This window comes from Achromobacter sp. (assembly GCF_032113835.1).
In the GTDB taxonomy this organism is placed as follows: Bacteria; Pseudomonadota; Gammaproteobacteria; order Burkholderiales; family Burkholderiaceae_B; genus Achromobacter.
In genome coordinates, this window is sequence record NZ_DAMCTG010000051.1 from 1 (window position 1) to 24,100 (window position 24,100).

At 68.0% G+C, this 24,100-nt stretch carries 19 protein-coding genes; 11 read left to right on the forward strand and 8 right to left on the reverse strand.

The window, feature by feature from the left end; all coding sequences use genetic code 11:
• The 5 genes from RT697_RS17430 to RT697_RS17450 form a co-directional block, all read right to left on the reverse strand.
• Nucleotides 1-225, reverse strand: a 225-nt coding sequence (locus RT697_RS17430) for an NIPSNAP family protein (protein ID WP_313700537.1), incomplete at its 3' end; no start/stop codon positions are given.
• 34 nt (nt 226-259) lie between these two features.
• A complete protein-coding gene (locus RT697_RS17435; RefSeq protein WP_313700539.1) occupies nt 260-1,246 on the reverse strand; it encodes a tripartite tricarboxylate transporter substrate binding protein in 987 nt (328 codons plus the stop codon).
• A gap of 49 nt (nt 1,247-1,295) precedes the next feature.
• Entirely contained in the window at nt 1,296-2,981 is a 1,686-nt protein-coding gene (locus tag RT697_RS17440) for a thiamine pyrophosphate-binding protein (RefSeq protein ID WP_313700541.1), read from the reverse strand.
• A 191-nt stretch (nt 2,982-3,172) separates the two neighbouring features.
• Nucleotides 3,173-4,072, reverse strand: a complete 900-nt coding sequence (locus RT697_RS17445) for a helix-turn-helix domain-containing protein (protein WP_313700543.1) — start codon at nt 4,070-4,072, stop codon at nt 3,173-3,175.
• A gap of 150 nt (nt 4,073-4,222) precedes the next feature.
• Nucleotides 4,223-6,721 (reverse strand): heavy metal translocating P-type ATPase, encoded by a 2,499-nt coding sequence (locus RT697_RS17450; RefSeq protein ID WP_313700544.1) that lies wholly within the window; start codon nt 6,719-6,721, stop codon nt 4,223-4,225.
• A 97-nt stretch (nt 6,722-6,818) separates the two neighbouring features.
• Between RT697_RS17450 and cadR the strand changes: the two genes are divergently transcribed.
• The 9 genes from cadR to lpdA all read left to right on the forward strand — a co-directional run bounded on the left by cadR (nt 6,819) and on the right by lpdA (nt 17,321).
• Nucleotides 6,819-7,253 carry a Cd(II)/Pb(II)-responsive transcriptional regulator gene (cadR, locus tag RT697_RS17455; RefSeq protein ID WP_312434675.1) on the forward strand — a complete coding sequence of 145 codons (435 nt, stop codon included), beginning with the start codon at nt 6,819-6,821 and terminating at the stop codon, nt 7,251-7,253.
• 104 nt (nt 7,254-7,357) lie between these two features.
• The gene (locus RT697_RS17460; RefSeq protein WP_105238415.1) at nt 7,358-7,951 is read left to right on the forward strand and encodes a nitroreductase; all 594 of its coding nucleotides are present in this window, start codon (nt 7,358-7,360) and stop codon (nt 7,949-7,951) included.
• Nucleotides 7,952-8,037: 86 nt separating this feature from the next.
• Complete coding sequence (locus tag RT697_RS17465; RefSeq protein WP_313700547.1) at nt 8,038-8,550, forward strand: sigma-70 family RNA polymerase sigma factor; 513 nt, start codon at nt 8,038-8,040, stop codon at nt 8,548-8,550.
• Nucleotides 8,547-9,518: a FecR family protein gene (locus RT697_RS17470; protein ID WP_313700549.1), complete on the forward strand. Its 972-nt coding sequence runs from the start codon at nt 8,547-8,549 to the stop codon at nt 9,516-9,518. The genes RT697_RS17465 and RT697_RS17470 overlap by 4 nt, the downstream gene beginning before the upstream one ends.
• Nucleotides 9,519-9,580: 62 nt before the next feature.
• Nucleotides 9,581-11,968, forward strand: coding sequence for a TonB-dependent siderophore receptor (locus RT697_RS17475; RefSeq protein WP_313700550.1), 2,388 nt, complete (start codon nt 9,581-9,583; stop codon nt 11,966-11,968).
• A gap of 227 nt (nt 11,969-12,195) precedes the next feature.
• Nucleotides 12,196-13,428, forward strand: coding sequence for a 3-methyl-2-oxobutanoate dehydrogenase (2-methylpropanoyl-transferring) subunit alpha (locus RT697_RS17480; RefSeq protein ID WP_175126102.1), 1,233 nt, complete (start codon nt 12,196-12,198; stop codon nt 13,426-13,428).
• Between the two features lie 2 nt (nt 13,429-13,430).
• Nucleotides 13,431-14,474, forward strand: coding sequence for an alpha-ketoacid dehydrogenase subunit beta (locus tag RT697_RS17485; RefSeq protein ID WP_105238420.1), 1,044 nt, complete (start codon nt 13,431-13,433; stop codon nt 14,472-14,474).
• 1 nt (nt 14,475) lies between these two features.
• A complete protein-coding gene (locus RT697_RS17490; protein ID WP_313700553.1) occupies nt 14,476-15,915 on the forward strand; it encodes a dihydrolipoamide acetyltransferase family protein in 1,440 nt (479 codons plus the stop codon).
• Between the two features lie 2 nt (nt 15,916-15,917).
• A complete protein-coding gene (gene lpdA / locus RT697_RS17495; RefSeq protein WP_313700555.1) occupies nt 15,918-17,321 on the forward strand; it encodes a dihydrolipoyl dehydrogenase in 1,404 nt (467 codons plus the stop codon).
• Between the two features lie 170 nt (nt 17,322-17,491).
• Here lpdA and RT697_RS17500 read toward each other — a convergent pair whose 3' ends face one another.
• Both RT697_RS17500 and RT697_RS17505 read right to left on the reverse strand, forming a co-directional pair.
• Nucleotides 17,492-19,516, reverse strand: coding sequence for a PEP/pyruvate-binding domain-containing protein (locus RT697_RS17500; RefSeq protein WP_313700557.1), 2,025 nt, complete (start codon nt 19,514-19,516; stop codon nt 17,492-17,494).
• Nucleotides 19,517-19,566: 50 nt separating this feature from the next.
• The gene (locus RT697_RS17505; protein ID WP_313700559.1) at nt 19,567-20,004 is read right to left on the reverse strand and encodes a GFA family protein; all 438 of its coding nucleotides are present in this window, start codon (nt 20,002-20,004) and stop codon (nt 19,567-19,569) included.
• Between the two features lie 96 nt (nt 20,005-20,100).
• On the opposite strand from RT697_RS17505, the gene RT697_RS17510 reads away from it, so the two are divergent.
• Nucleotides 20,101-20,991 carry a LysR family transcriptional regulator gene (locus RT697_RS17510; protein WP_313700560.1) on the forward strand — a complete coding sequence of 297 codons (891 nt, stop codon included), beginning with the start codon at nt 20,101-20,103 and terminating at the stop codon, nt 20,989-20,991.
• A gap of 59 nt (nt 20,992-21,050) precedes the next feature.
• On the opposite strand, the gene argH is transcribed toward RT697_RS17510, so the two are convergent.
• Nucleotides 21,051-22,472: an argininosuccinate lyase gene (gene argH, locus RT697_RS17515; RefSeq protein WP_313700562.1), complete on the reverse strand. Its 1,422-nt coding sequence runs from the start codon at nt 22,470-22,472 to the stop codon at nt 21,051-21,053.
• A 136-nt stretch (nt 22,473-22,608) separates the two neighbouring features.
• On the opposite strand from argH, the gene RT697_RS17520 reads away from it, so the two are divergent.
• Nucleotides 22,609-23,976, forward strand: coding sequence for a mechanosensitive ion channel family protein (locus RT697_RS17520; protein WP_313700564.1), 1,368 nt, complete (start codon nt 22,609-22,611; stop codon nt 23,974-23,976).
• The last annotated feature ends 124 nt before the right edge of the window (nt 23,977-24,100 follow it).

Sequence of the window (24,100 nt, forward strand, 5' to 3'; positions counted from 1 at the left end):
GGCCGGATCCTTCTGCAGCGCCTGGCGCTTGGCTTCGCGGTCGGCGGCGCTGTCATAGACCCAGATGTGCATGTAGGAATTGACGTTGCCCGTCTCGGTCTGCATGTAGGCGAGCGGCTTGCCCAGATGGCGGCTCTGCACCTCGTAGCCGTGTTCGGCATACAGCGCCAGGTGCTTCTTGATGGTGCCGGCGCGGCAGGTGTAGGTACGTACGTCGTAAAGCATGATGAATCCTTGATGGCGGTTGCAAAAACGGGTGTCAGTCGGCGGTGGCGCCGGACTGCTTGACCAGCACGCTCCAGCGTTCCACTTCCGTGTTGACGTATTTCTGGAAGGCGGTGTGGCCGTCGCCCACGGGGTCGGCGCCCAGGCCCTTGAGCTTGTCCTGCACGGCCGGGTCGGCGATGCCGTCGGTGATGGCCTTGGACAGCTTTTCCACCACGGGCGCGGGCGTGGCGGCCGGCACGAACAGGCCGAACCACGAACGCGCGTTCATGGCCGTGTAGGCAGTTTCGGAAAACGCCGGTACGTTGGGCAGGGCGGCGTGGCGCTGCGTGCCGGTGACGGCGATGGGGGTGAGGCGGCCCGCCTGCACCTGCGACAGCACCTCGGGCAGGTTGGCGAACATGATCTGGACCTGTCCTCCCATGAGGTCGTTGAGCGCCTGCGCGCCGCCCTTGTACGGCACGTGCGTCATCTGCGCGCCGGCCAGCGAATTGAATTGCGCGCCGGCCAGATGCGAGGCCGTGCCGGTGCCGCCGGACGCGTAGTTCACGCGGTTGCCGTTGGCCTTGGCGTAGTCGGCCAGTTCCTGCGGCGTCTTGGCCGGCACGGACGGGTTCACCACCAGCACCAGCGGCACCGATGCCAAGTTCGACAGACCGGCGAAGTCGCGCGTCAGGTTGTAGTCCAGCTTGTGATAGAGCGAGGCGTTGATGGCGTGGCTGGACGTGGCCATCAGCAGCGTGTAGCCGTCGGCTTCGGAACGGGCCGCCATGACGGCGCCGATGTTGCCGTTGGCGCCGGCCTTGTTTTCCACCACGACGGGCTGGCCGAGGCGGGTCGACATGGACTGCGCCACGGTGCGCGCGATCACGTCGGTGGCGCCGCCTGCCGCGAACGGCACGATGATGCGCAGGGGGCGTTCGGGGAAGTCGGCGGCGGCTGCCGACGTGGCCGCGCCGATCGAGGCGGCGGTCATCAGGAAGGCGGCGGCCAGGCGACGCGGGGTCAGGGTTGTGGTCATGTCTCTCTCCAGTGTTGGATTTTTTTATGTGAACGCCGGGCCTATTCTGTCAGGCGCCGGCGGTGCGCGCCTTTTCGCGCAGGCTCGTCAAAGTGGCCCGGGGCGTGATCACCTCGGGGTCCAGACTGAGTTCGATCAGATAGGGGGAACCGCTGTCCAGCGCCCGCGCCAGCGCGGGTCCGAACGCTTCATGGGTGTCCACGCGTTCGGCCGCGACGCCGAACGATTGCGCGTAGGCCACGAAATCCGGGTTGCACAGGTCCGTGCCGATGGTGCGGCCGGGGTAGTGCACCTCCTGGTGCATGCGGATCGTGCCGTACATGCCGTTGTTGAACACGATGAAGACGATGCCCAGCTTGTGCTGCTTGACGGTGGCCAGTTCCTGCGACGTCATCAGGAAGCAGCCGTCGCCCGCCAGGCAGATCACCTGGCGATCCGGATGGCGCAACTTGGCCGCGATGGCCGCGGGCACGCCGTAACCCATGGCGCCGCTGGTGGGCGCCAATTGCGTGCGCGGTTGGCTGAAACGGTAGTAGCGATGCGCCCACGCGCTGTAGTTGCCGGCGCCGTTGGTCAGGATGGCGCTCGGGTCGAGCTGGTCACGCAGCGCGGCGATGACGCGCGCCGGGTCCATGTCTCCGCGTGCGGCGGGCGGTTCGGTGTAGCGCAGGTAGTTGCCGCGCAGGCGTTGCAGCCAGTCGCGCCACGGCGAGGCGTCCACGGGCTCCAGTTCCGCTGCCGACGTCGCAAAGGCATCCATGCCCGATTGGATCTTCAGCGCCGGTTGATACACGCGGCCCAGTTCTTCGGCGCTGGCCAGCACGTGGATCAGCGTCTGGTTGGGCACCGGCGATTGCAGCAGCGTATAGCCGCCCGTCACCATCTCGCCCAGCCGCGCGCCCACGGCCAGGATGACGTCGGCCTGGCGCACGTCCTCGGCCAGTTCCGGGTTCACGCCGATGCCGACTTCGCCCACGTACTGCGCGTGGTGGTTGTCGAACAGGTCCTGGCGGCGGAACGAGCACGCCACGGGCAGGCCGTTGATCTCGGCAAAACGGGTCAGGCTTGCCAGCCCGGTGTCGGTCCAGCCGGAACCGCCCGCGATCAGCAGGGGACGTTGCGCTTTGGCAAGCAGCGTGCGCATGCCGGCCAGCGCGTCGGGCGCCGGGTAGGCCTGCGGCACCTGGATCGCGCCGCAGGACAGGGCCGGGGCCACGTCGGTCAGCATGTCCTCGGGCAACGCCAGCACCACGGGGCCGGGGCGGCCGGACGTGGCAACGGAAAAGGCGCGGTTCAGGTATTCGGTGACGCGCGCGGCGCTGTCGATCTGCGCCACCCACTTCGTGAACTGGCCGAACATGCGGCGGTAGTCGATTTCCTGGAAGGCCTCGCGCTCGACCATGTCGTTGCCGACCTGGCCGACCAGCACGATCATCGGCGTGGAATCCTGGAACGCGGTCTGCACGCCGATGCTGGCGTTGGTGGCGCCGGGGCCGCGCGTCACCATGCAGATGCCCGGCCGGCCGGTCAGCTTGCCGTGCGCTTCGGCCATGAATGCCGCCGCGCCTTCGTGCCGGCAGGACACCAGCCGGATCTGCTCGCGGTGCGCGTACAGCGCGTCCAATACATCCAGGTAGCTCTCGCCGGGCACGCCGAATACGGTGTCCACGCCGTGTTCCAGCAAGGCCCGCACCACATGCTGGCCGCCCGTCATCAATGTCGAAGTGTCGTTCATCGCAGTTTCAATCTGGCCGCAGCGCGGCGGGTTGAGTCCGGATGAACTTTACGCAGCCCGGGTCAGGGCGCGTTAGGACAGATCAGAGCTTGTTTTGCACTTTTTTGCGGGGCGGGCGGCGTGGCCGTCATTCGGTACGGCCGCTATCCGACGGTGCCGTCATTCAGTACGGCCGCCATCCGACGGTTCCGTCATTCGATGGGGCGGTAGAACTTCTTGCGGAAGTCGCCCGGGGTGCAGCCCGTGTGTTTCTTGAAGAATCGCGCGAAATAGGCCGGGTCTTCGATGTTCAGCTGGAATCCGATCTCGGCGATGCTCAGGTCCGTATTGCACAGCAGCCGCTTGGCCTCCAGCGCAATGCGCTCCTGCACGAGCTGGCTGGCGGTGCGCCCCACGCTGCGCTTGACCGCGTCGTTGAGCTGGCGCTCGCTGACGCACAGCGCGTCGGCGTACTGGCGGATGGCCGAGAAGTCCAGGTAATGCTCTTCGATCAGCATGGTGAAGCGCTTGGCCAGCGAATAGCTGGGACCGGCGGCGGTCTCGCGTTCGTCGGCCGGATACAGGCGGCGAAGCTGTGTCAGCAGGATCAGCAGGTATGAACGCACCACGTCAAAGCGCCCCGTCTGGCGGTCGCGCGTCTCGCGTTCGATTTCGGCCAGGAGCGGCAGCATGGCGTCGTGCTGCTCGCGCGTCAGGTAGATGACGGGCGGTCCGCCCGCCAGGTGAAAGAACGGAAATTTGGCGATGTCGTCCGCGCGCGGGAACATCTGCGCGAAGAACTCGGTGCTGATGTTCATGACATAGCCGCTGGGCTTCACCGACGATGTCCACGCGTGGATCTGGCCCGGGGACAGGAAGAAGACCGAGTGGTCGCGCACCGCGTGCTGCTCGAAGTCCAGCAGGTGCGTGCCTTGCGCCTCGGTCATCCACAGCAGGTGGTAGTAGCGGTGCCGGTGCAGGAAACCGCGCGGAATGTCGTCGTGGTCCTGCAGGCGCACGAGATCGAAATAGAAGGATCCCTCTCCCGAGAAATCCGACGATTCAAAGGTGGGAAACGTTTCCGGGACGGACGAATGCGAACCTGCGGACAAGCGGGAGTCTCCTTGATGGCGCGCGGGGCGGCTCTGTTTTTCGCCATCATACGGGCATTCGCGGCGGGGGCTGCGGCGGTGGCGGCACCGGATCGGCGCCGCCACCGCCGCAGCCAGCGCGTTTGCCGGCCTCGGCGCCGTCCGTTCCGTTCAGCGGCTGGCCGGCGCGGCGCGCAGCAGCCGCAGGCCGTTGGCCACCACCAGCAGGCTCGCGCCCACGTCGGCAAACACCGCCATCCACAGCGTCGCGTGGCCCGTCACGGCAAGGGCCAGGAACACCACCTTGATTCCCAGCGCCAGCGCGATGTTCTGCACCAGCACGCGATGCGTGGCGCGCGACAGGCGCAGGAAGGTGCCGATCTTGCGCAGGTCGTCGTCCATCAGCGCCACGTCGGCGGTCTCGATGGCGGTCCCGGTGCCGGCCGCGCCCATGGCAAAGCCGATGTCGGCGCGGGCCAGCGCGGGGGCGTCGTTGATGCCGTCGCCCACCATGCCGACCCGCACGTCCGGCGCGAGCTTGCCTTCAATGGCGGTCAGCTTGTCCTCGGGCAACTGGTCGCCGCGGGCTTCGTCGATGCCAACCTGGCGCGCGATGGCCTGCGCGGTCGGCGTGTTGTCGCCCGTCAGCATGAGGGTGCGCACGCCCAGCCCGTGCAGGTCGGCGATGGCCTGGGCGCTGGTGGGCTTGACCGTGTCGGCCACGGCCGCCAGCGCCAGCACGCGGCTGCCGTCGGAGAGCGCGATGACGCTCTTGCCCTGGCTTTCCAGTTCGTCAACGCGGGCGTCGAGCGCATCACTGGACACGCCCAGTTCGCGCATCAGGCGGCGGTTGCCCAGGTGATACGTCTGGCCGTCGACCTGGCCACTGACGCCGCGGCCGGGCAGGGCGGTGAAGGCGTCGACCTCCAGCAGCGCGCTGCCGGCCTCGCGCGCGGCATTGGCCACGGCGAGCGACACGGGGTGGTCGGAACGGGCGGCCAGGCTGGCGGCGATCAGGGCGGCGGGGTTGGAGCCGGGAAGGGACTCGGGCGCCTCCCAGTCCTGGATGTCGGTCTGCACCGGCTTGCCGTGCGTCAGCGTGCCGGTCTTGTCCAGCGCCAGCCATTTCAGATTGCGCCCCTCTTCAAGATAGACGCCGCCCTTGATGAGGATGCCGCGGCGCGAGGCGGCGGTCAGGCCGCTGACGATGCTGACGGGCGTGGAAATCACCAGCGCGCACGGGCAGGCGATGATCAAGAGCGCCAGCGCGCGGTAGATGGCGTCGAACCACGGCTGGCCCCACAGCAGCGGGGGTAGCACGGCCACGGCCGCCGCGACGGCCACGACGGCGGGCGTGTAGATGCGCGAGAACCGGTCGATGAAGCGCTGCGTGGGGGCGCGTGCGCCCTGCGCCTGTTCCACCGCGTGGATGATGCGCGCCAGCGTGGTGTTGCCGGCCGCGGCGGTCACGCGGTATTCAAAGGAGCCGGAAGTATTGACGGTGGCCGCAAACACCGGATCGTCCTGGGACTTCTCGACGGGCAGGCTTTCGCCCGTGATGGGCGACTGGTCCACGGCCGACGTGCCGTTCACGATGATGCCGTCCGCGGCGATGCGCTCGCCCGGGCGCACGCGCACGATGCCGCCTGGCTGCAGCGACGCGGCAGGCACTTCCAACCAGCTTCCGTCCGCCTGGCGCAGCGTGGCGGTGTCGGGCGCCAGGTCCAAGAGGCCGCGCACGGCGTTGCGCGCGCGGTCCAGCGAGCGGGCCTCGATCAGTTCGGCCACGTTGAACAGGAACATCACCATGGCCGCTTCGGGCCACTGGCCGATCAGCACGGCGCCGGTGACGGCGATGCTCATCAGCGCGTTGATGTTCAGGTTGCCGTTGCGCACGGCAATCCAGCCCTTGCGATAGGTGCTGACGCCGCAGGCCAGGATGGCGGCCAGGGCCAGCGCCGCGGTCAGCAGCAGCGGGCCTTCGGCAAAATGCGAAAACTCGGATAGCGCCGCCAGCACGCCCGCGCCGCCGATCAGCCACCAGTTCACCGCCTTCGCGGCCGGGGCAGGAGCGGCCGCCGCGCCGTCGGCCAGGGGCTCGGGCGTCATGTCCAGCGATTTGATGGCTGCGATGATGCGATCCAGCGCGTTTTCGGCGTGGACCACGGTCAGGATGCGCTGCATCAGGTTGAAGTCCAGCGCATGCACGCCGTCCACGCCGGCGAGCTTCTTGCGGATCAGCGTTTCCTCGGTGGGGCAGTCCATCTGGCCGATGCGCAGGCGCGCCAGCAGTTGGCCGGGGCCGGCGGTGAGTGTCGACGCGGCTGCGCCGGCCGTTGACTGCTGGATGATTTCGCCGTGATCGTGGCCGCAGCAGGCGGCGTTCTGAGCGGCCGGGGCTGCCGCAGCGGGCGCGCAGCAACTGTCGGCGGCGTGCTCGTGGGCGTGCCCGTGGTCGTGATGGTTGCTGCCGTGGTCAGCGTGCGCGTGGCCGTGATCCTTGCCCGGCGCCGTCGGATGATCGTGGCGGCAGCAGGCGTCACCGCCTGGCTTCTCAAAGCGCACTACGGCGACCGGCGCGGCCTGCGCAGGCGCGTGCCCGCCACCGCAGCAGGCGTCGCCGTGCCCGCTCGACTGATGTTCGCGTTGTTTGACCGGAGGTAAAGACATCCGCTTGACCCTTCAAATAAGCTGATGACGCAATTCCACACCTTGGAGTTACTATAGGGTCAACCCCTAATCATCGGATCTGATCCGGGAGGCAGCGATGCGTATCGGCGAATTGGCCACGGCGGCCGGCACCACGGTCGAAACCGTCAGGTATTACGAAAAAGAGGGGCTGCTGCCCGCCCCGGACCGCGGGCTGAACAATTACCGCACCTACGGCCAGATGCATCTGGAGCGCCTGCGCCTCATCCGCAACTGCCGCGCGCTGGACATGACGCAGGACGAGATCCGCGCCATCCTGTCCGTGGCCGACAACCATCGCACCGGCTGCGGCCCCATCAACCAGCTCTTTGACGAGCACATCTCCCATGTCGACGAGCGCATCGCCGAATTGATGCAGTTGAAGGCCCAATTGACCGAGCTGCGCCAGCGTTGCCTGTCGGCGCGGCCGGACTCGGACGATTGCGGCATCCTGCACGGATTGAGCGAAATGCAGGTCGAAGAGCGGCAAGAGCGGCACACCCACCTGGGTTGAGCGCGCCGCCCGGATGTCCTTGTTGCAGTCCGGGGGATCAGCGGCCGGTCAGACGTCATCGCGTACTATGAGAATCTGTTTCTTTCCCATTTGCGCATCGATCAATGACCGTAAACCAGACCGCCACGCCGCTCCACGCCCTGACCTCGCGCCGCTCCTTCAAGCTTCTGCGGGCGCCGGCGCCCAAACCCGACGAACTCGAACAGATCCTGCAGGCCGCCATGTCGGCCCCCGATCATGGCGCGCTGCGTCCGTGGCGCTATGTCGTGATTCAGGGCGAGGCCATCGGCAAGCTGGCGGACACGGCGCTGGACGCCGTCAAGCGCAGCGGCGATCCGCGCATGACGCCCGAAAAGGAAAAGTCCGTTCGTGAATGGATGGCCAGCGTGCCGCTGTTCATCGCCGTGGCCCAGAAGATCGCCCACGACAACACCAAGATCCCCGAACAGGAACAGCTGCTGGCCGCCGGTTGCTCGGTGATGAACATCCTGAACGCCGTCCACATGCTGGGCTACGCCGCGTTCTGGAGCACCGGCCTGGGCACGTACGTTGAAGAGGTCCAGGACGCGCTGGGGCTGGACGCGCTGGATTACCGTTTCCTGGGCTTTTTGGCCATCGGCACGCCTGCGTGCGCGGTGCCGCCCGCCAAGCGTCCGGACTACCGTGAATTCGTCACGGAGTGGACCGGCGCCGTCTAAGCCGGGCAGCGCGGTCGCCGGCCGCGCTTGCGCGCCAGGCAATAAATGACAATAATTCTTATTGTTAATTAGCTTGGCGCCTCGTTATGTCCTCATCCGCGCAGCCCACGGAGCACGCCGCTGCCGAGCTGTATGAAGCCCATCACTCCTGGCTGCAGGAGTGGCTGCGGCGCAGGTTGGGTTGCCGCCACGACGCCGCCGATCTCGCGCACGATACCTTCGTGCGGATCCTGTCGGGCCGCCACGCCGAAGCGATTCGCGAGCCGCGCGCGTTCCTGACCACCCTGGCGCAGCGCGCGCTTTTTACGTTCTGGCGTCGCCGCGACCTGGAACGCGCCTACATCGACAGCCTGCAGGCGCTGCCGCAGGCCAGCGCGCCCAGCGAAGAAAGCCGTGCGCTTGTCGTCGAGGCCCTGATGCACATCGACCGCGTCTTGCACCGCCTGCCGCGCAAGGCGCGCCAGGCTTTTCTCTACAGCCAGGTTGACGAGCTCGGCTACGCCGAGATCGCCGCGCGCATCGGCGTGTCCGTCATCACCGTGCGGCGCTACATGAAGCAGGCCATCACGCTGTGCGTGGCTTCGCGGCTTGCGCCATGACGGCGCCCGCATTGCCGGCCGAGCTGGAATCGGCCGTGGACTGGATGGTGCTGCTGTCCTCCGGCAGCGTTGCCGCGGCGGACCGGATGCGCTTTGAAAGCTGGCGCCAGTCCGATCCGCGTCATGCCGCGGCCTGGGAGACGGTGAACACCGCGGTCAAGGGTTCTTTTGACGCCCTGGGCCAGGGCGGACAGCGGCGAGCCGCCGGGGCGGTGCTGCAGGAGCCGCCCGCCCGGCGCCGCGCCTTGCGCAACATGCTGATGCTGGCGCTCGCCGCCGGCGGGCTGGCGGCGCTTGCAGACCGCCAGACGCCATTGCGTACCCTGACCGCCGACCTTCGCACGGGCACGGCCGAGCGCCGCGTCTATACCTTGCCCGACGGCAGCGAATTGACGTTGAATGCGCGGTCCGCGGTGGACCTGGATTTCTCCGCCGGGGCGCGCCGCATCCGCTTGCGCAGCGGCGCAGTGCTCGTGCGCGTGGCGTCCGACGCCAGCCGGCCTTTCATGGTGGTCAGCGCCGACGGCGAGGTTCAAGCGCTTGGCACGGTGTTCGGCGTGGCCCGCCAGGGCGAGACCAGCGTGGCCAGCGTGCTCGAGCACAGCGTCGAGGTGCGCGCGGGCGGACAGCGCCTGACCTTGCATGCGGGCGAGGGCGTGCGTTTCGGGGCGGGCGGGCTGGGCCAGCCGGATGTGCAACTGAGCGACACGGCCGCGTGGCAGGGCGGGATGCTGGTTGTGCACGACGAGCCCCTGGGCGCGGTGGTGGACGCCTTGCGTCCCTATCGGCGCGGCGTCATCAGGATCACGCCGGAGGCCGCGCGGCTGCGCGTGCTGGGCGCCTTCCCGCTGGACGACACGGACCGCACGCTGGAATCGCTGCGCCAGACGCTGCCCATCCAGGTCAGTTCGCTGGGCGGCTGGCTGGTGGGCATCGACCTGCGCGCGGACGCCGCTGAAAAAAAATGATCGCTTTTGCCGGCCTCGCTGGACATACCTCCTGAAACGCCAAACTGTTTGCAGGAGATTCCATGTTTCATCACTATCCAGCCGCGCCGCTGACGGCCGCGCTGATCGTCGCTTTGGCCGCGCCCGCGGTGCAGGCTCAGACACAGCCCCAAACCCCGGCCCCGGCGGCAACGCGCTACGACCTGCCGGCGGCGCCGCTGGGCGACACCTTGACCCGGATCGCCCGCCAGAGCGGGCGCGCGGTGTCGGTCGACCCCGCCTTGGTCGCGGGACGCACGGCTGCGGCGGTGGCGGGCAATTACACCCCCGAAGAGGCCGTGCGCCAGGCGCTGGCAGGCAGCGGGCTGGAGCTGGCGGTCACGGCCAACGGCACGCTGAGCGCGCGCCGCGCGCCGGCCAACGCGACCATGCTGGAACCGGTGCGCGTGACGGGTTCGGCGGAATCGCCCACCGGCCATGTCGAGGGCTACGTTGCGCAGCGCGCGATGTCGGGCACGAAGACGGACACGCCGCTGATCGAGACGCCGCAATCGGTGTCGGTGGTCACCAGCGACCAGATCCGCGCGGTCAAGGCGGCGTCGCTGGCCGACGCGCTGGGGTATACGCCCGGCGTTTCCTCGCAGTCGCCGGCGTTCAGCCGGATGGTCGATGACCTGATGCTGCGCGGCTTCAATGTGGCCGCCGGCAACTCCGGGCAATTGCGCGATGGCCTGAAGCTCCAGTCCAGCGTCTACGACGGCGGGCAGGAACCGTACGGCCTGGAGCGCGTGGAAGTGCTGCGCGGGGCGTCGTCCGTCCTGTATGGGCAATTGAGCCCCGGGGGCGTGGTGAACACCGTCAGCAAGCGGCCCACCGCCGACACGCTGCGCGAGCTGAACCTGGAGACGGGCAGCTATAACCGCCGGCAGGTGTCGGGCGACTTTGCCGGCGCGCTGACCGACGACGGCACGTGGACCTACCGGTTGACCGGCCTGGCGCGCAACGCCGACAACTGGGTGGATCATGTGCCGGACGACCGGACCTATCTGGCGCCGGCATTGACGTGGCAGCCGTCGGCCGCGACGTCGCTCACCCTGCTGGCGACCTACCAGCGCATCCGCACCAAATTCGCCGCGCCCATGCCTGCCGCCAACACGCTGAACGGCCAGATTCCGCGCGACCTGTTCATCGGCGAGCCTGATTTCGATCGCTACGACACGGACACCTACACCGTGGGCTATGCGTTCGAACACGCCTTCAACGACCGCGTGAAGCTGCGCCAGAGCGCGCGCTATTTCACCGCTGACGGCACCTGGGACTACCTGTCGTTCGGCGCCCTGCAGGCCAATGGCCGCACGCTGCGCCGCGGCGTCGTCAGCCGCAGCGAGCATTCGTACGGCATCGCCACCGACACGTCGCTGGAAATGAAACTGGACGGCGGCCCCTTGCAGCACACCGTGCTGGCTGGCCTGGACTACTACCGCAGCGGCTACGATTCCCATCGCCATTCCGGCGCCGTGGCTCCGCTGGCCGATATCTACAACCCGGTCTACGGCGCCGTGCCGGTGCTGAACACCGCGGCTGACTACGGCATCAACACGCGGTCCAGCGCGCTGGGCCTCTATGTGCAGGATCAGATCAAGATCCAGGACAAGTGGGTGGTCGTGCTGGGCGGGCGCCAGGACTGGGCCGACACCGACCAGAAGAGCTACGCCAACGGCGTCACCACCCGGTTGCGCGACACGGCCACGACCGGCCGCATCGGCCTGCTTTATCTGGCCGACAACGGCCTGGCGCCTTACCTCAGCGCCAGCCAGTCGTTCGCGCCCACGGTGGGCGTGGACCGCGCGGGCAATGCGTTCAAGCCCACCAAGGGCACCCAGTACGAACTGGGGCTGCGCTACGAGCCGCTCGGCGGCAACATGCTGTACAGCGCCGCCATCTACGACCTGACGCAGACCAATGCGCTGACCAGCGATCCGGCCGACGCCACGTATTCGGTGCAGACGGGCAAGGCGCGTTCGCGTGGCCTGGAACTGGAAGCCAAGGCTCGCCTGGGCGCGCTGAACCTGACCGCGAGCTACGCGTACACCGACGCGCGCACCACGCGCAGCAACACGCCGGCCCTGGTGGACCAGCGCATCGCGCTGGTGCCGCTGCACAGCGCGTCGGTGTGGGCCGACTACAACCTGACGGCGGCGGGCGTGAGCGGGATGACCGTGGGGGCAGGGGTGCGCTATGCCAGTTCGACCAACCTGCCGGGCTACCCCACCAATGTGCCGGGGCAGTTCCTGGTGGACGCGATGGCCGCGTATGACTTTGGCGCGCTGGATCCGTCGATGTCCGGCCTGTCGCTGACGGTGAACGCGCGCAACCTGTTCAACCGCGGCTACCTGGCTTGCGCCGGCAGCACCGGCTGCCGGTACGGCGATCCGCGCACCTTGTACGCGACCCTCAGCTACCGCTGGTAGAGCGGGCAACCGGGCCTGCCGCAACGCAGGAAAACCCGTAGTCCAATGCGGCCCTTAAGGGCCGCGCGGCCCGCTCATCGGCCCTGTCCCCTGTGCTAATCTCGTCAACGGCTTTGCCCAAGTATCCCCGGGCGCAAGCCGTCGACGGCAGCGTCCGAGGTCACACGCCTCTGGCAACGCCTTGGTAGGAAGAAAACGCATGACACGATCAAGCGTGGAGACAATACATGAGCCAATATGGGCCGCTGAAGTTGCACGTCCCCGAGCCGACAGGGCGACCGGGTTGCAAGACAGACTTCTCCTATCTGCATCTTTCGCCGCCCGGCGAGGTGCCCAAACCCCCCATTGATGTTGCCGCGGTCGACACCGGTCCACTGGCCTACAGCCTGGTCCGCGTCATCGACGAGCACGGCCGCGCCGTCGGGCCCTGGGCGCCGGAGATCAGCCACGACCAGCTGCGCGCCGGCATGCGGGCGATGCTCAAGACGCGCATCTTCGACGGGCGGATGCTGACCGCGCAGCGCAAGAAGAAGATCTCGTTCTACATGCAGAGCCTGGGCGAGGAGGCCATCGGCACCGCCCACGCCATGGCGCTGGAAAAGGGGGATATGTGCTTTCCCACCTATCGCCAGCAAAGCATCCTGCTGTCGCGCGACGTGTCGCTGGTGACGATGATGTGCCAGCTCATGTCCAACGAGCGCGACCCGCTCAAGGGCCGCCAGCTTCCGGTCATGTATTCCGACCGCGAAAACGGCTTCTTCACGATTTCGGGCAACCTGGCCACGCAGTTCATCCAGGCGGTGGGCTGGGCCATGGCCTCGGCCATCAAGGGCGACACCCGCATTGCCTCGGCCTGGATCGGCGACGGCGCCACCGCCGAAGCCGACTTCCATACCGCGCTGACCTTCGCGCACGTCTACCGCGCGCCGGTTATCCTGAACGTGGTCAACAACCAGTGGGCCATCTCCACCTTCCAGGCGATAGCCGGCGGCGAGGGCGCGACCTTCGCGGGCCGCGGCGTGGGCTGCGGCATCGCGTCGCTGCGGGTGGACGGCAACGATTTCCTGGCGGTCTATTCCGCGTCGATCTGGGCCGCCGAGCGCGCCCGCCGCAACCTCGGCCCGACGCTGATCGAGTGGGTGACGTACCGGGCCGGTCCGCACTCCACCTCCGACGACCCCACCAAGTACCGTCCCGGCGACGACTGGAGTCACTTCCCCCTGGGCGACCCGATCGAGCGCTTCAAGAAACACCTCATCCTGTTGGGCATCTGGTCCGACGCCGAGCACGACGCGGTCCGCGCCGAACTCGACGCCGAGATCCTGGCGGCCCAGAAGGAAGCGGAGAGCTACGGCACCCTGGTGGACGGCCACGTCCCCAGCGCCGCCAGCATTTTTGAAGACGTGTACAAGGACATGCCGGAGCATCTGCGCCGGCAGCGCCAGCAGCTCGGAGTCTGACCATGGCAATCGATAACAACGCTGGTCCGGCCTCGGCGCCGATGACCATGATCCAGGCTTTGCGCTCGGCCATGGATGTCATGCTTGAGCGCGACAACAACGTCGTCGTGTTCGGGCAGGACGTCGGTTACTTCGGCGGCGTGTTCCGCTGCACCGAAGGCCTGCAGGCCAAGTTCGGCAGCTCGCGCGTGTTCGACACCCCCATTTCCGAAGGCGGCATCGTCGGCGTGGCGGTGGGCATGGGCGCGTACGGCCTGCGGCCCGTGTGCGAGATCCAGTTCGCCGACTACTTCTATCCGGCCTCGGACCAGATCGTGTCCGAGGCGGCGCGCCTGCGCTACCGCTCGGTGGGCGAGTTCATTGCCCCCATGACCATCCGCATGCCCTGCGGCGGCGGCATCTACGGCGGGCAGACGCACAGCCAGAGCCCCGAGGCCATGTTCACGCAGGTCTGCGGGTTGCGCACGGTCATGCCGTCCAATCCGTACGACGCGAAGGGGCTCCTGATCGCCGCCATCGAGAACGACGATCCGGTGATCTTCCTGGAACCCAAGCGCCTCTACAACGGCCCGTTCGATGGCCACCACGACCGCCCGGTCACGCCGTGGACCGGTCGTCCCGGCAGCGTCGTGCCCACCGGCTACTACACCGTGCCGCTGGAATCGGCCGCCATCGTGCGTCCGGGTTCGGAGCTGACGGTGCTGACCTACGGCACCACCGTGCACGTGTCGCTGACCGCGGCCGAAGAGACCGGCATCGACGCCGAAGTCATCGACCTGCGCAGCCTCTGGCCGCTGGATCTGGACGCCATCGTCAACTCGGTCAAGAAGACCGGGCGCTGCGTGGTCGTGCACGAAGCCACGCGCACCTGCGGCTTCGGTGCGGAACTGATTTCGCTGGTGCAGGAACACTGCTTCCATCATCTGGAGGCGCCCGTCGAGCGCGTGACCGGTTGGGACACTCCCTATCCGCACGCGCAGGAATGGGCGTACTTCCCCGGCCCGCGCCGGGTCGGCGAAGCGTTCAAACGCGCGATGGAGGCATGACATGGGGATTCATATCATCAAGATGCCCGACATCGGCGAAGGCATCGCAGAGGTCGAGCTGGTGGGCTGGCACGTCAAGGTGGGCGACACCGTCGCCGAGGACCAGCCGCTGGCAGACGTGATGACGGACAAGGCCACGGTCGAGATTCCCTCGCCGGTGGTTGGCAAGGTGATTTCGCTGGGTGGTGATGTCGGCCAGGTGATGGCCGTGGGCGGGGAACTGATCCGGCTTGAAGTCGAAGGCGAGGGGAATGTGAAGGCGGGCGCTGCGGCGGCGGCGCCGGCGGCGAAGGCGGCTGTGCCTGCGGGTGAGGGGATTGCCGCCGACGGGGCGCAGCGCGCGGGTGGTCCGGGTCTGGTGGAAAGTGGCGCTGCGGCGTCCGGCGTAGCGACGCCCGGCGTGACGACGCCCGGCGCATCGACGCCCGGCGCATCGACGCCCGCAACTTCCACGCCGGCCAAGTCGTCAGCATCGGCATCCGCATCCGGCTCCACGTCGGCCTCGGCCAAGTCGCCCGCCGCACGCCAATCCGGCGGTGCGCCCGCGGCAATCCGCCAGCCCGGCGAAAAGCCCCTGGCCTCACCCGCCGTGCGCAAGCGCGCGTGGGATCTGGGCGTCGAACTGCGCTACGTGCAGGGCAGCGGCCCCGCGGGCCGCATCCTGCACGAAGACCTGGACGCCTGGCTGCAAGGGCAGGGCTCGGCCAGCAGCGCGCGCGCCGGCTCCGCCTACGCCGAACGCAACGACGAAGACGCCGTGCCCGTCATCGGCCTGCGCAGGAAGATCGCGCAGAAGATGGCCGAATCCAAGCGCCGTATCCCGCACTTCAGCTACGTCGAGGAAATCGACGTGACCGAACTCGAAGACCTGCGCGTGCAGCTCAACGCCAAATGGGGCGAGCAGCGCGGCAAGCTGACGCTGCTGCCGCTCCTGGCCCGCGCGATGGTCGTGGCGCTGCGCGACTTTCCGCAGATCAACGCGCGCTACGACGACGAGGCCGGGGTGGTGACGCGCTACGGCGCCGTGCACATCGGCGTCGCCACGCAAAGCGACGGCGGCCTGATGGTGCCGGTGATGCGCCACGCCGAGGCGCGCGATCTCTGGTCCATGGCGGCCGAGATCACGCGGCTGGCGCAGGCGGTGCGCAGCGGCTCGGCCGGGCGCGACGAGCTGTCCGGCTCGACCATCACCATCACCAGCCTCGGTCCCTTGGGCGGCATCGTCACCACGCCGGTGATCAACCACCCCGAGGTCGGCATCGTGGGCGTGAACCGCATCGTCGAACGCCCCGCCTTCCGCAACGGCGCCGTGGTGGCGCGCAAGCTGATGAACCTGTCGTCGTCCTTCGACCACCGCGTGGTGGACGGCATGGACGCGGCGCGCTTCATCCAGGCCGTGCGCGCGCTGCTGGAACAACCCGCGCTGCTTTTCGTGGAGTAAGCATGAGCCAGATCACAAAGACAACGACATTGCTGGTGATCGGCGGCGGCCCCGGCGGCTACGTGGCCGCCATCCGCGCCGGGCAACTGGGCGTGCCGACCATCCTGGTCGAGGGCGCGCAGTTGGGCGGCACCTGCCTGAACATCGGCTGCATACCGTCCAAGGCCCTGATCCACGCGGCCGAGGAATTCGACAAGGCGCGTCACTACGCCGGCGAATCGGCGCTGGGCATCGCGGTCGACGAGCCGCGCATCGACATCGCCAAGACCGTCACCTGGAAGGACGGCATCGTCGGCAAGCTGACGGGCGGCGTCGGCGCGCTGCTCAAGAAGAACGGCGTGGAAGTCGTGCGCGGCTGGGCCACGCTGCTGGACGGCAAGACCGTCGAGGTCGAAACGCCCGACGCCGGCCGCATTCGCATCCAATGCGAGCATCTGCTGCTGGCGGCAGGCTCCGAGCCCACGCCGCTGCCGTCGCTGCCTTTCGGCGGCACGGTGGTGTCGTCCACCGAGGCCCTGTCGCCCACGAGCATTCCCAAGCAACTGGTCGTGGTCGGCGGCGGCTACATCGGCCTGGAACTGGGCACCGTGTACCGCAAGCTGGGCGCGGAGGTCGCCGTGGTCGAGGCGCAGGGCCGCATCCTGCCGACCTACGACGCCGAACTCACCAAGCCCGTGGCGGCCGCGCTGGGCAAGATGGGCGTGGCGCTGCATCTGGGCCGCAAGGTGCTGGGGCTGAACGGCAAGGGCGACGCGGTGCGCGTGCAGGACGCAAGCGGCGCTGAAACCCTGCTGCCCGCCGACCGCGTGCTGATCTCGGTGGGACGCCGCCCGCGCACGCAGGGGTGGGGTCTGGAAAGCCTGCAACTGGACCGCAAGGGCAACGCGCTGCGCATTGACGACCAATGCCGCACGTCGATGCGCGATGTCTGGGCCATCGGCGACATTGCGGGTGAACCCATGCTGGCGCACCGCGCGATGGCGCAGGGCGAGATGGTGGCTGAACTGGTGGCGGGCAAGCGCCGCCACTTTCAGCCGGCGTCCATTCCGGCCGTGTGCTTCACCGATCCCGAGGTCGTGGTGGCGGGCCTGTCGCCGCAAGAGGCCGAAAGCGCCGGGCTGGATTGCGTGACGGCATCCTTCCCGTTCGCCGCCAACGGCCGCGCCATGACGCTGGAATCCACCGACGGGTTCGTGCGCGTGGTGGCCCGGCGCGACAACCATCTGATTGTCGGGTGGCAGGCGGTGGGGCGCGCGGTGTCCGAGCTGTCGACGGCGTTCGGGCAGTCGCTGGAAATGGGCGCGACGCTGGAAGACGTGGCGGGCACGATCCACGCGCATCCCACGCTGGGCGAGGCGGTGCAGGAGGCCGCGCTCAAGGCGCTGGGGCACGCGCTGCATATCTGAAGGCTGGGTACGGCGCGGATGCAATGTCCGCGCCGTGCCTTTGTTGCTTTGCCGGCGCTACCGCGCCGGTTTGCTGTGCCGATGCAATATGCCCGACCCGGCTGACCTTGGCGGGGCAAGTTCATGCAGCCCGGGCTGGGCAAGCCCGCCTACCGCACGCGCGATTGCTGTCAACGCCCGCCGTCGATATACGGCCGCGCCTGCAGGATCAGGATCTCGTCGCCTTGCACGGCCCATTCGATGTCCTGATCCCGATTTCCCAGCCGCTTTTTCACCTGCCGTCCCACGGCGGCCAGGCGCGAGACCAGCGCGTCATTCAGCACCTGCCGGCCGCCCTCGATAGGCACTTCGCGCACACCGCCACTTGCGGCGGCCACGAGCTGCGTGTCCTCGGCCGATCGGCTCAGCACCTGCACTGCCTTGGACCAGCTGGAATACATGACCTGCTCGGCCTGACGCTTGCCTTCCACCACCTTGATGCCCAGCCCGCGCTTGGCGGACAGGTAGGTGACGTGGCGGCGCGAGGCGTCGAAGGGATCGCGCGTGATCATGACGCCCGAGCGGTCCGACGCCGCGGCCAACTGCACCAGCACCGCCATGACCAACGCGTCCTGCTTGAAGCCGGCCGCGCGGCGCGCCTCGTAAGCCTCGAAGTTGTAGACCGACGCCCACACCGTCTGCACGGCCCGGGCCAGCGCATCGGCCTGCGTGACGTTTGGCACGGTGGTGTACAGGCCGGCGCCGCTGAAGCCGGGCAGATCCTCGGAATTGGACGAGCTGCGCACGAAGACGCCGCGGCCGTCCAGCTGTTTTTTCCAGCGGGCGAGCCAGTCGGCCGACAGCGCATCGGGCGGTGCGTCGGCGATGTCCTGGCGCAGTTTGGCCAGTTCCGCGCGCCGCACGTTGGCGTCGGACACGAAGTCCGCCCGCTGTTCCAGCGCCGCCACGCGGGCAGGCACGCCCAGCTTGTCCATGAATGCCGCGTATTGGGCAAACGGAATGCAGAAGCCGTCCGGCACGTTGGCCGCGGGCGGCAGCACGGACTTCAGCGCGCCCAGGTTCGCCGCCTTGACGCCGCAGTGACGGCTGTCGCGCGTGGTCATGCCGGACAGCGGCTTGATGGCGCGCACCGACAGGTCGGGTTTGGGTAGCGGCGTGGCGGCTTTTGGAGGCGTTGTCGTTGACGGCTGGGTGGCGGCTGCGGCAGGCTGCGCAATGCGCTGCACCCGATACCCATTGCTTTCCACAATCAGCTCGACCCACTGGCCGTCATGCTCGCGCAGGACCGCCACGGCGTCGCGCACGTAGGCATTGGGAATGCGCCAGCCCTTGGCCAGCAGGTTCACGTGCGAGAGCAGGGTGGACGGCCGCTGCGTGACCAGACCGGCCACGGGCGTCAGCGCGACGGGCACCTCGTCCAACACCACGATGTCGGTGGGCGCCAGATCAGGCGTCTCGTCCACGGATTTGACGATGCGCAGCCGGCCTTGCGCGCGTCCGGTGTTCAGCGGCAGGAAGGTCTGCTCACGCAACAGCGCCTCCTGCGTGACCACGTCCAGCCCGGCGCGCTGCGCGGTCTGCTCCTGCAGCGTGGAGTTGCTCTTGAAACGCAGGGGCTCGTAAAACGTGGCCGCCAGCCGCTGCGCGGTCAGGGTCAGCAGTTCCGGCGTCACCAGATCGCCTTCCCAGAATTCATAGGTGTAGCCCGGCAGACCGTTCTGCCAGCTCAACGTGCCGAACAGCAGACGCCGGTTCGGATCCTTGTACTGCGCGATCAGCTTGGCCTTGTCGCCCGACAGCAGACGCCGTTCGCGCGCAAAGGTCTCGTGCAAGCCGTAGCGGGGCGTGTGCAGGTAGTAGATGCGGTCCTTGCGCTGGCGGTCGATCACGAACAGCACATGCGGAATTTCCAGCGGCGTGCCGGGGTTGTAGACCCGCGCCAGTTGATCGAATTCGGCCCGGGTCTGGATCTTCTCCAGAAACCGCGGGCCGCCCCACCGTGCGTCCTCGGCCTTGCGCGCCTCGACCTCGTCGGGGCGCAGGGGGCGGCCGTTTTCGTAGGGGGAGGGTTTGCGGGCGGTTTGGGCTTGGGCTGGCGGCATGCCGACGCCAGCCAGCAGCGTGGAAGCGGCCAGTACAGCCAGGGACATGCGTAGCGGAGCAAAGCGCTTGAACTGCGCGCGCGCGAGGGACATGGTCTGGGGGACAGAGCGGCAAAGGCGCCATCATATCGGACCTTTGCCCATCACCCTCCCATCACCGCCCGCGCAAATTCCTCCGGCGACGGACTCTCGGGCCAGCTCGGCACATCATCCGGCAAGTTCAGCCAACTATGTTTGCGCCGGGTCCAGATATGCGCGGCCGGCGCCAGCCCGGCTGCCTCATCCAGCGTGCCGGCGCGCAGCACCCGCATGCCGGGGGCGGCTTCGGTGGTGTTGAAGATGCGCGTGTGGCACTGCGCGCACAGAAACTGGCAAGACTGCTTTCCCTCGTGTTCGTGCCGGTATTCGGCAAGCGCACCGGTTATGCTCATCGCCGTTTCCGGCAGCAGCAGGTGCAGCCCGAAGGCGCTGCCGCTCCAGCGTTGGCAGTTCTGGCAATGGCAGGCGTAGACGATCGGCTTGCCGGCCGGGTCGATGGAGTAGCGGACGGCGCCGCAGCGGCATTGGCCGGTCAGGGTCATGAACGGGTTCCTTCAACTTCAATAGAGTGCGACAGGATGCCCCGAACGCCGGCCGCCGGGAACCGCCAGAATGAACTATCCGATAGCAGATTTTGTATGAGCATTGATTCTCTCGACTGGGAAAGCCAGCGTGTCTTTCTTGCCGTGTTGCGCAGCGGCAGCCTGTCGGGCGCGGCCCGGCTGCTGGGCATTGCGCAGGCCACCGCCCGCCGCCGCATCGAAAAGCTGGAAGGCAGTGTAGGCGTGAGCCTCTTTCTGCGGACCCCGGCCGGGCTGCTGCCCACGGACGCGGCGCGGGAACTGGGCGAGCACGTCGAGGCCATGGACGCGGCGGCGCGGGCGTTCAGCCGCCGGGCGGGCGAGGGCGCGGATGCAGCCGAAGGCGTCGTGCGCATCACCAGCAGCGAGCTGCTGGGGGTCGAGGTGCTGCCGCCAATGCTGCTGGAGATCCGCCGGACGCTGCCGGGCGTGCGGCTGGAACTGAGCGTGCAGGACCGGTTGGAGGCCTTGCCCCGGCAGGAAGCGGATATCGCGGTCCGGCTGCAGCGTCCCGGCGAAGCGAATGTGGTGGCGCGGCGCGCCGGCGCGCTGCGGGTCGGGCTGTACGCCACGGCCGGCTGCATCCAGGCTTACGGGCTGCCGCAATCCCGCGATGACCTGCGACACATGCCGATGATCGGCCCCGATCGCCGCCTGGCCGACCGCCGCGTGCTGGCCGAGCATGGTGTCATCGACCCCGACCAGCCGTTTGCCGTGGCGTGCGACCACCACGTTGCGCAGTTTGCCGCCCTGAAGGCAGGCCTGGGCGTCGGCGTATGTCCGCGCCAGCTTGCAAAGCCGCTGGGGCTGGTTCCGGTCCTGGCGCAGGAAATCGGGTTTGACGTCGACGTCTGGATTGCCATGCACGGGGACTTGCGGCGCGTGAAGCGCGTGGCGGGCGTGTTCGATGCGCTGGCCCTGGAATTGGACGGTTGGCTGGCCGGCTAGAAACAACAAGGCCCCCGGGAAAGGGGGCCTTGCAGTCGAGCCGTCAGCGGGATTGGCAATCAGCCTTCGGCCGTTTCGGCCAGCACGCGCTGCGCCTCTTCAGCCACGCGCTCCGGGGCGGTGCCGCCCACATGCTTGCGCGCGGCGACCGAGCCTTCGAGCGTCAGCACCTGATGCACGTCTTCGGTGATGCTGGGGTGGTAGGCCGTCAGTTCGACGGTGGACAGGTCGGCCAGATCGCAGCCGCGCTGTTCGCAATCGCGCACGGCGTGGGCCACGACTTCGTGGGCGTCGCGGAAGGGCACGCCGCGCTTGACCAGGTAGTCGGCCAGGTCGGTGGCGGTGGCAAAGCCCTGCAGCGCTGCGGCGCGCATGTTGTCGGCCTTGACCTTGATGCCGCCGGCCATGTCTGCGAAGATCGTGAGCGTGTCGCGCAGCGTGTCGGCCGTGTCGAACAGGCCTTCCTTGTCTTCCTGGTTGTCCTTGTTGTAGGCCAGGGGCTGGCCCTTCATCAGGGTCAGCAGGGCGACCAGGTTGCCGTTGACGCGGCCGGTCTTGCCACGGGCAAGCTCAGGCACGTCGGGGTTCTTTTTCTGCGGCATGATCGAGCTGCCGGTGCAGAAGCGGTCGGCCAGGTCGATGAAACCCACGCGCGGGCTCATCCAGAGCACCAGCTCTTCGGACAGGCGCGAGACGTGCGTCATGATCAGCGCGCCGGCGGCGCAGAATTCGATGGCGAAGTCGCGGTCGGAGACGGCGTCCAGCGAGTTGCGGCACACGCCTTCAAAGCCCAGGGTCTTGGCGACGCGTTCGCGGTCGATCGGGAACGACGTGCCGGCCAGGGCGGCGGCGCCCAGCGGCAGGCGGTTCACGCGGCGGCGGCAATCGGCCAGGCGCTCGGCGTCGCGGCCGAACATTTCGGCGTAAGCCAGCAGATGATGGCCGAAGGTGACGGGCTGGGCCACTTGCAGGTGCGTGAAGCCCGGCATGATGGTGCCGGCGTTTTCCAGCGCGACCGTCGCCAGGGCGTGGCGCAGCTGGCGCAGCAGGATCTGCAGGGTGTCGATTTCGTCACGCAGCCACAGGCGGATGTCGGTGGCGACCTGGTCGTTGCGCGAACGGCCGGTGTGCAGGCGCTTGCCCGCATCGCCCACCAGTTCCACCAGGCGCTTCTCGATGTTCAGATGGACGTCTTCCAGGTCGAGCAGCCACTGGAACGAGCCGGCGTCGATTTCGGACAGGATCTGGGTCATGCCGCGCTGGATGCCGGCCAGATCCTGGGCGCCGATGATGCCCTGGGCGGCCAGCATGTCCGCGTGCGCGAGCGAGCCCTGGATGTCGTGGCGCGCCAGGCGCTTGTCGAAATCCACGGACGCCGTGTAGCGTTTGACGAGTTCGGAAACCGGCTCGGAGAACCGGGCGGACCAGGCCTGCGCCTTGTTGGCGAACTGGTTTTGATCGGGGGAGGGAGTCTTTGCCATGATGGCCGGGATTATAGGGCCTCGCGCCGCGCCGGGTGTTGCTGCTGCCCGTTATGCGGGGCCGGAACCCGCGATCGGGGCGAGTTGTCGGATAATCCCCCGTTAGTTTCAAGACCTGAAAAGCGAGTACGGATCCATGCCCCTGGAATGGGAAGAGCTAGTCACCCAACTTGATACCCACATGCCGCGGGAAATCTGGGCGCAGACGCTGATCGGAGTCGGCGTGCTCATCCTGACCGCGCTGTTCGTGCAGTGGGTCGTCGCCCGAATCGTCCTTTTGCTGGCGCACCGGCTGCTGGTCGCCAGCGGCCGGGGCGACTGGGACAAGGCCCTGCAGCGCCGCCGCGCCTATCAGAACCTTTGGTACGCCGTGCCGTTTGCAGTGGTGTCCGTGGGCATCGATCTGGTGCCCCACGCCGAACGGGCGGTCAGCGTCGTCGGCCGGCTGGCGCACGCGGGCGCCTGGATCTGCGTGTTCATCGCGTTCTCGGGCGTGCTGAGCGCCTGGCAGGATACGTATTCGGCCACGACCCGCGCGCAGACCCGGTCCATCAAGGGCTACATCCAGATCGGCAAGCTGATCCTGGCCGCGGTATGCACCGTTCTGGTGCTTTCCATCCTGATCGACCGTTCGCCGCTGTGGATGATCTCCGGCCTGGGCGCGCTGTCGGCGGTGCTGCTGCTGGTGTTCAAGGACACGCTGCTGTCGCTGGTGGCCAGCACGCAACTCACCAGCAACGACATGCTGCGCATCGGCGACTGGATCGAGATGCCGCAATGCAACGCCGACGGCTTCGTCAAGGACATCGCCCTGCATACCGTCAAGGTGCAGAACTGGGACAACACCGTCACCACGGTGCCGACCTACAAGCTGTTCTCGGAAAGCTACCGCAACTACCGGCACATGTTCGAATCGGGCGGCCGGCGCATCAAGCGCACCATTCGCATCGACGCGGCCAGCGTACGCTTTCTGACGGACGACGAGGCGCAGCGCCTGATGAAGTTCCGGCTGCTGCACGACTACCTGCAGTCCAAGACCCAGGACATCGTCCAGGCCAACCAGACGCTGGGCGAACTGGCCAGCGTGCCGGCCAACCGGCGCCGCCTGACCAACATCGGCACGCTGCGGGCCTACGCGCTGGCCTTCCTGAAGCAGAATCCGGAAATCCGCCAGGACATGGCGATGATGGTGCGCATGATGGAGCCGACCGCCGAGGGCATCCCGGTCGAGGTCTATTGCTTTACCGCCGTGACGGCATGGGTCGAGTACGAGCGCATCCAGGGCGACGTCTTCGACCATCTGCTGGCGATCCTGCCGGAGCTGGGCCTGCGCCTGTACCAGCAGCCGTCGGGGGCGGACATCGGCGCGATGGGCAGCTACCTGCGCGACAGCGCCATCCAGGCGGCGCTGTCCGCGGAACGCGAGCGGCAGGGGCCTGGCGTGGACGGCGAGCCGGCCTTGCCGTTCGAGCGGGGGCTGACCGACAGCAAGATGCCGCGCTAGGCATGATGCTCTGGCCGTCGCACCCGCGGTCCGCGCGGGGCGCGGCTGCCGGAGGGCCGTGAGATAATCCGGCGGTTGTTTTCAGGGCCTCGGAAATCCGGGCCCGCAGGCAAAAATCCCAGCG

What these genes read in the sequence shown, in the direction of transcription:
- RT697_RS17435 (WP_313700539.1), bottom strand. Translation starts at nt 1,246, where the DNA reads ATGACCACAACCCTGACCCCGCGTCGCCTGGCCGCCGCCTTCCTGATG.
- RT697_RS17440 (WP_313700541.1), bottom strand. Translation starts at nt 2,981, where the DNA reads ATGAACGACACTTCGACATTGATGACGGGCGGCCAGCATGTGGTGCGG.
- RT697_RS17450 (WP_313700544.1), bottom strand. Translation starts at nt 6,721, where the DNA reads ATGTCTTTACCTCCGGTCAAACAACGCGAACATCAGTCGAGCGGGCAC.
- cadR (WP_312434675.1), top strand. Translation starts at nt 6,819, where the DNA reads ATGCGTATCGGCGAATTGGCCACGGCGGCCGGCACCACGGTCGAAACC.
- RT697_RS17460 (WP_105238415.1), top strand. Translation starts at nt 7,358, where the DNA reads ATGACCGTAAACCAGACCGCCACGCCGCTCCACGCCCTGACCTCGCGC.
- RT697_RS17465 (WP_313700547.1), top strand. Translation starts at nt 8,038, where the DNA reads ATGTCCTCATCCGCGCAGCCCACGGAGCACGCCGCTGCCGAGCTGTAT.
- RT697_RS17470 (WP_313700549.1), top strand. Translation starts at nt 8,547, where the DNA reads ATGACGGCGCCCGCATTGCCGGCCGAGCTGGAATCGGCCGTGGACTGG.
- RT697_RS17475 (WP_313700550.1), top strand. Translation starts at nt 9,581, where the DNA reads ATGTTTCATCACTATCCAGCCGCGCCGCTGACGGCCGCGCTGATCGTC.
- RT697_RS17480 (WP_175126102.1), top strand. Translation starts at nt 12,196, where the DNA reads ATGAGCCAATATGGGCCGCTGAAGTTGCACGTCCCCGAGCCGACAGGG.
- RT697_RS17485 (WP_105238420.1), top strand. Translation starts at nt 13,431, where the DNA reads ATGGCAATCGATAACAACGCTGGTCCGGCCTCGGCGCCGATGACCATG.
- RT697_RS17490 (WP_313700553.1), top strand. Translation starts at nt 14,476, where the DNA reads ATGGGGATTCATATCATCAAGATGCCCGACATCGGCGAAGGCATCGCA.
- lpdA (WP_313700555.1), top strand. Translation starts at nt 15,918, where the DNA reads ATGAGCCAGATCACAAAGACAACGACATTGCTGGTGATCGGCGGCGGC.
- RT697_RS17500 (WP_313700557.1), bottom strand. Translation starts at nt 19,516, where the DNA reads ATGTCCCTCGCGCGCGCGCAGTTCAAGCGCTTTGCTCCGCTACGCATG.
- RT697_RS17505 (WP_313700559.1), bottom strand. Translation starts at nt 20,004, where the DNA reads ATGACCCTGACCGGCCAATGCCGCTGCGGCGCCGTCCGCTACTCCATC.
- RT697_RS17510 (WP_313700560.1), top strand. Translation starts at nt 20,101, where the DNA reads ATGAGCATTGATTCTCTCGACTGGGAAAGCCAGCGTGTCTTTCTTGCC.
- argH (WP_313700562.1), bottom strand. Translation starts at nt 22,472, where the DNA reads ATGGCAAAGACTCCCTCCCCCGATCAAAACCAGTTCGCCAACAAGGCG.
- RT697_RS17520 (WP_313700564.1), top strand. Translation starts at nt 22,609, where the DNA reads ATGCCCCTGGAATGGGAAGAGCTAGTCACCCAACTTGATACCCACATG.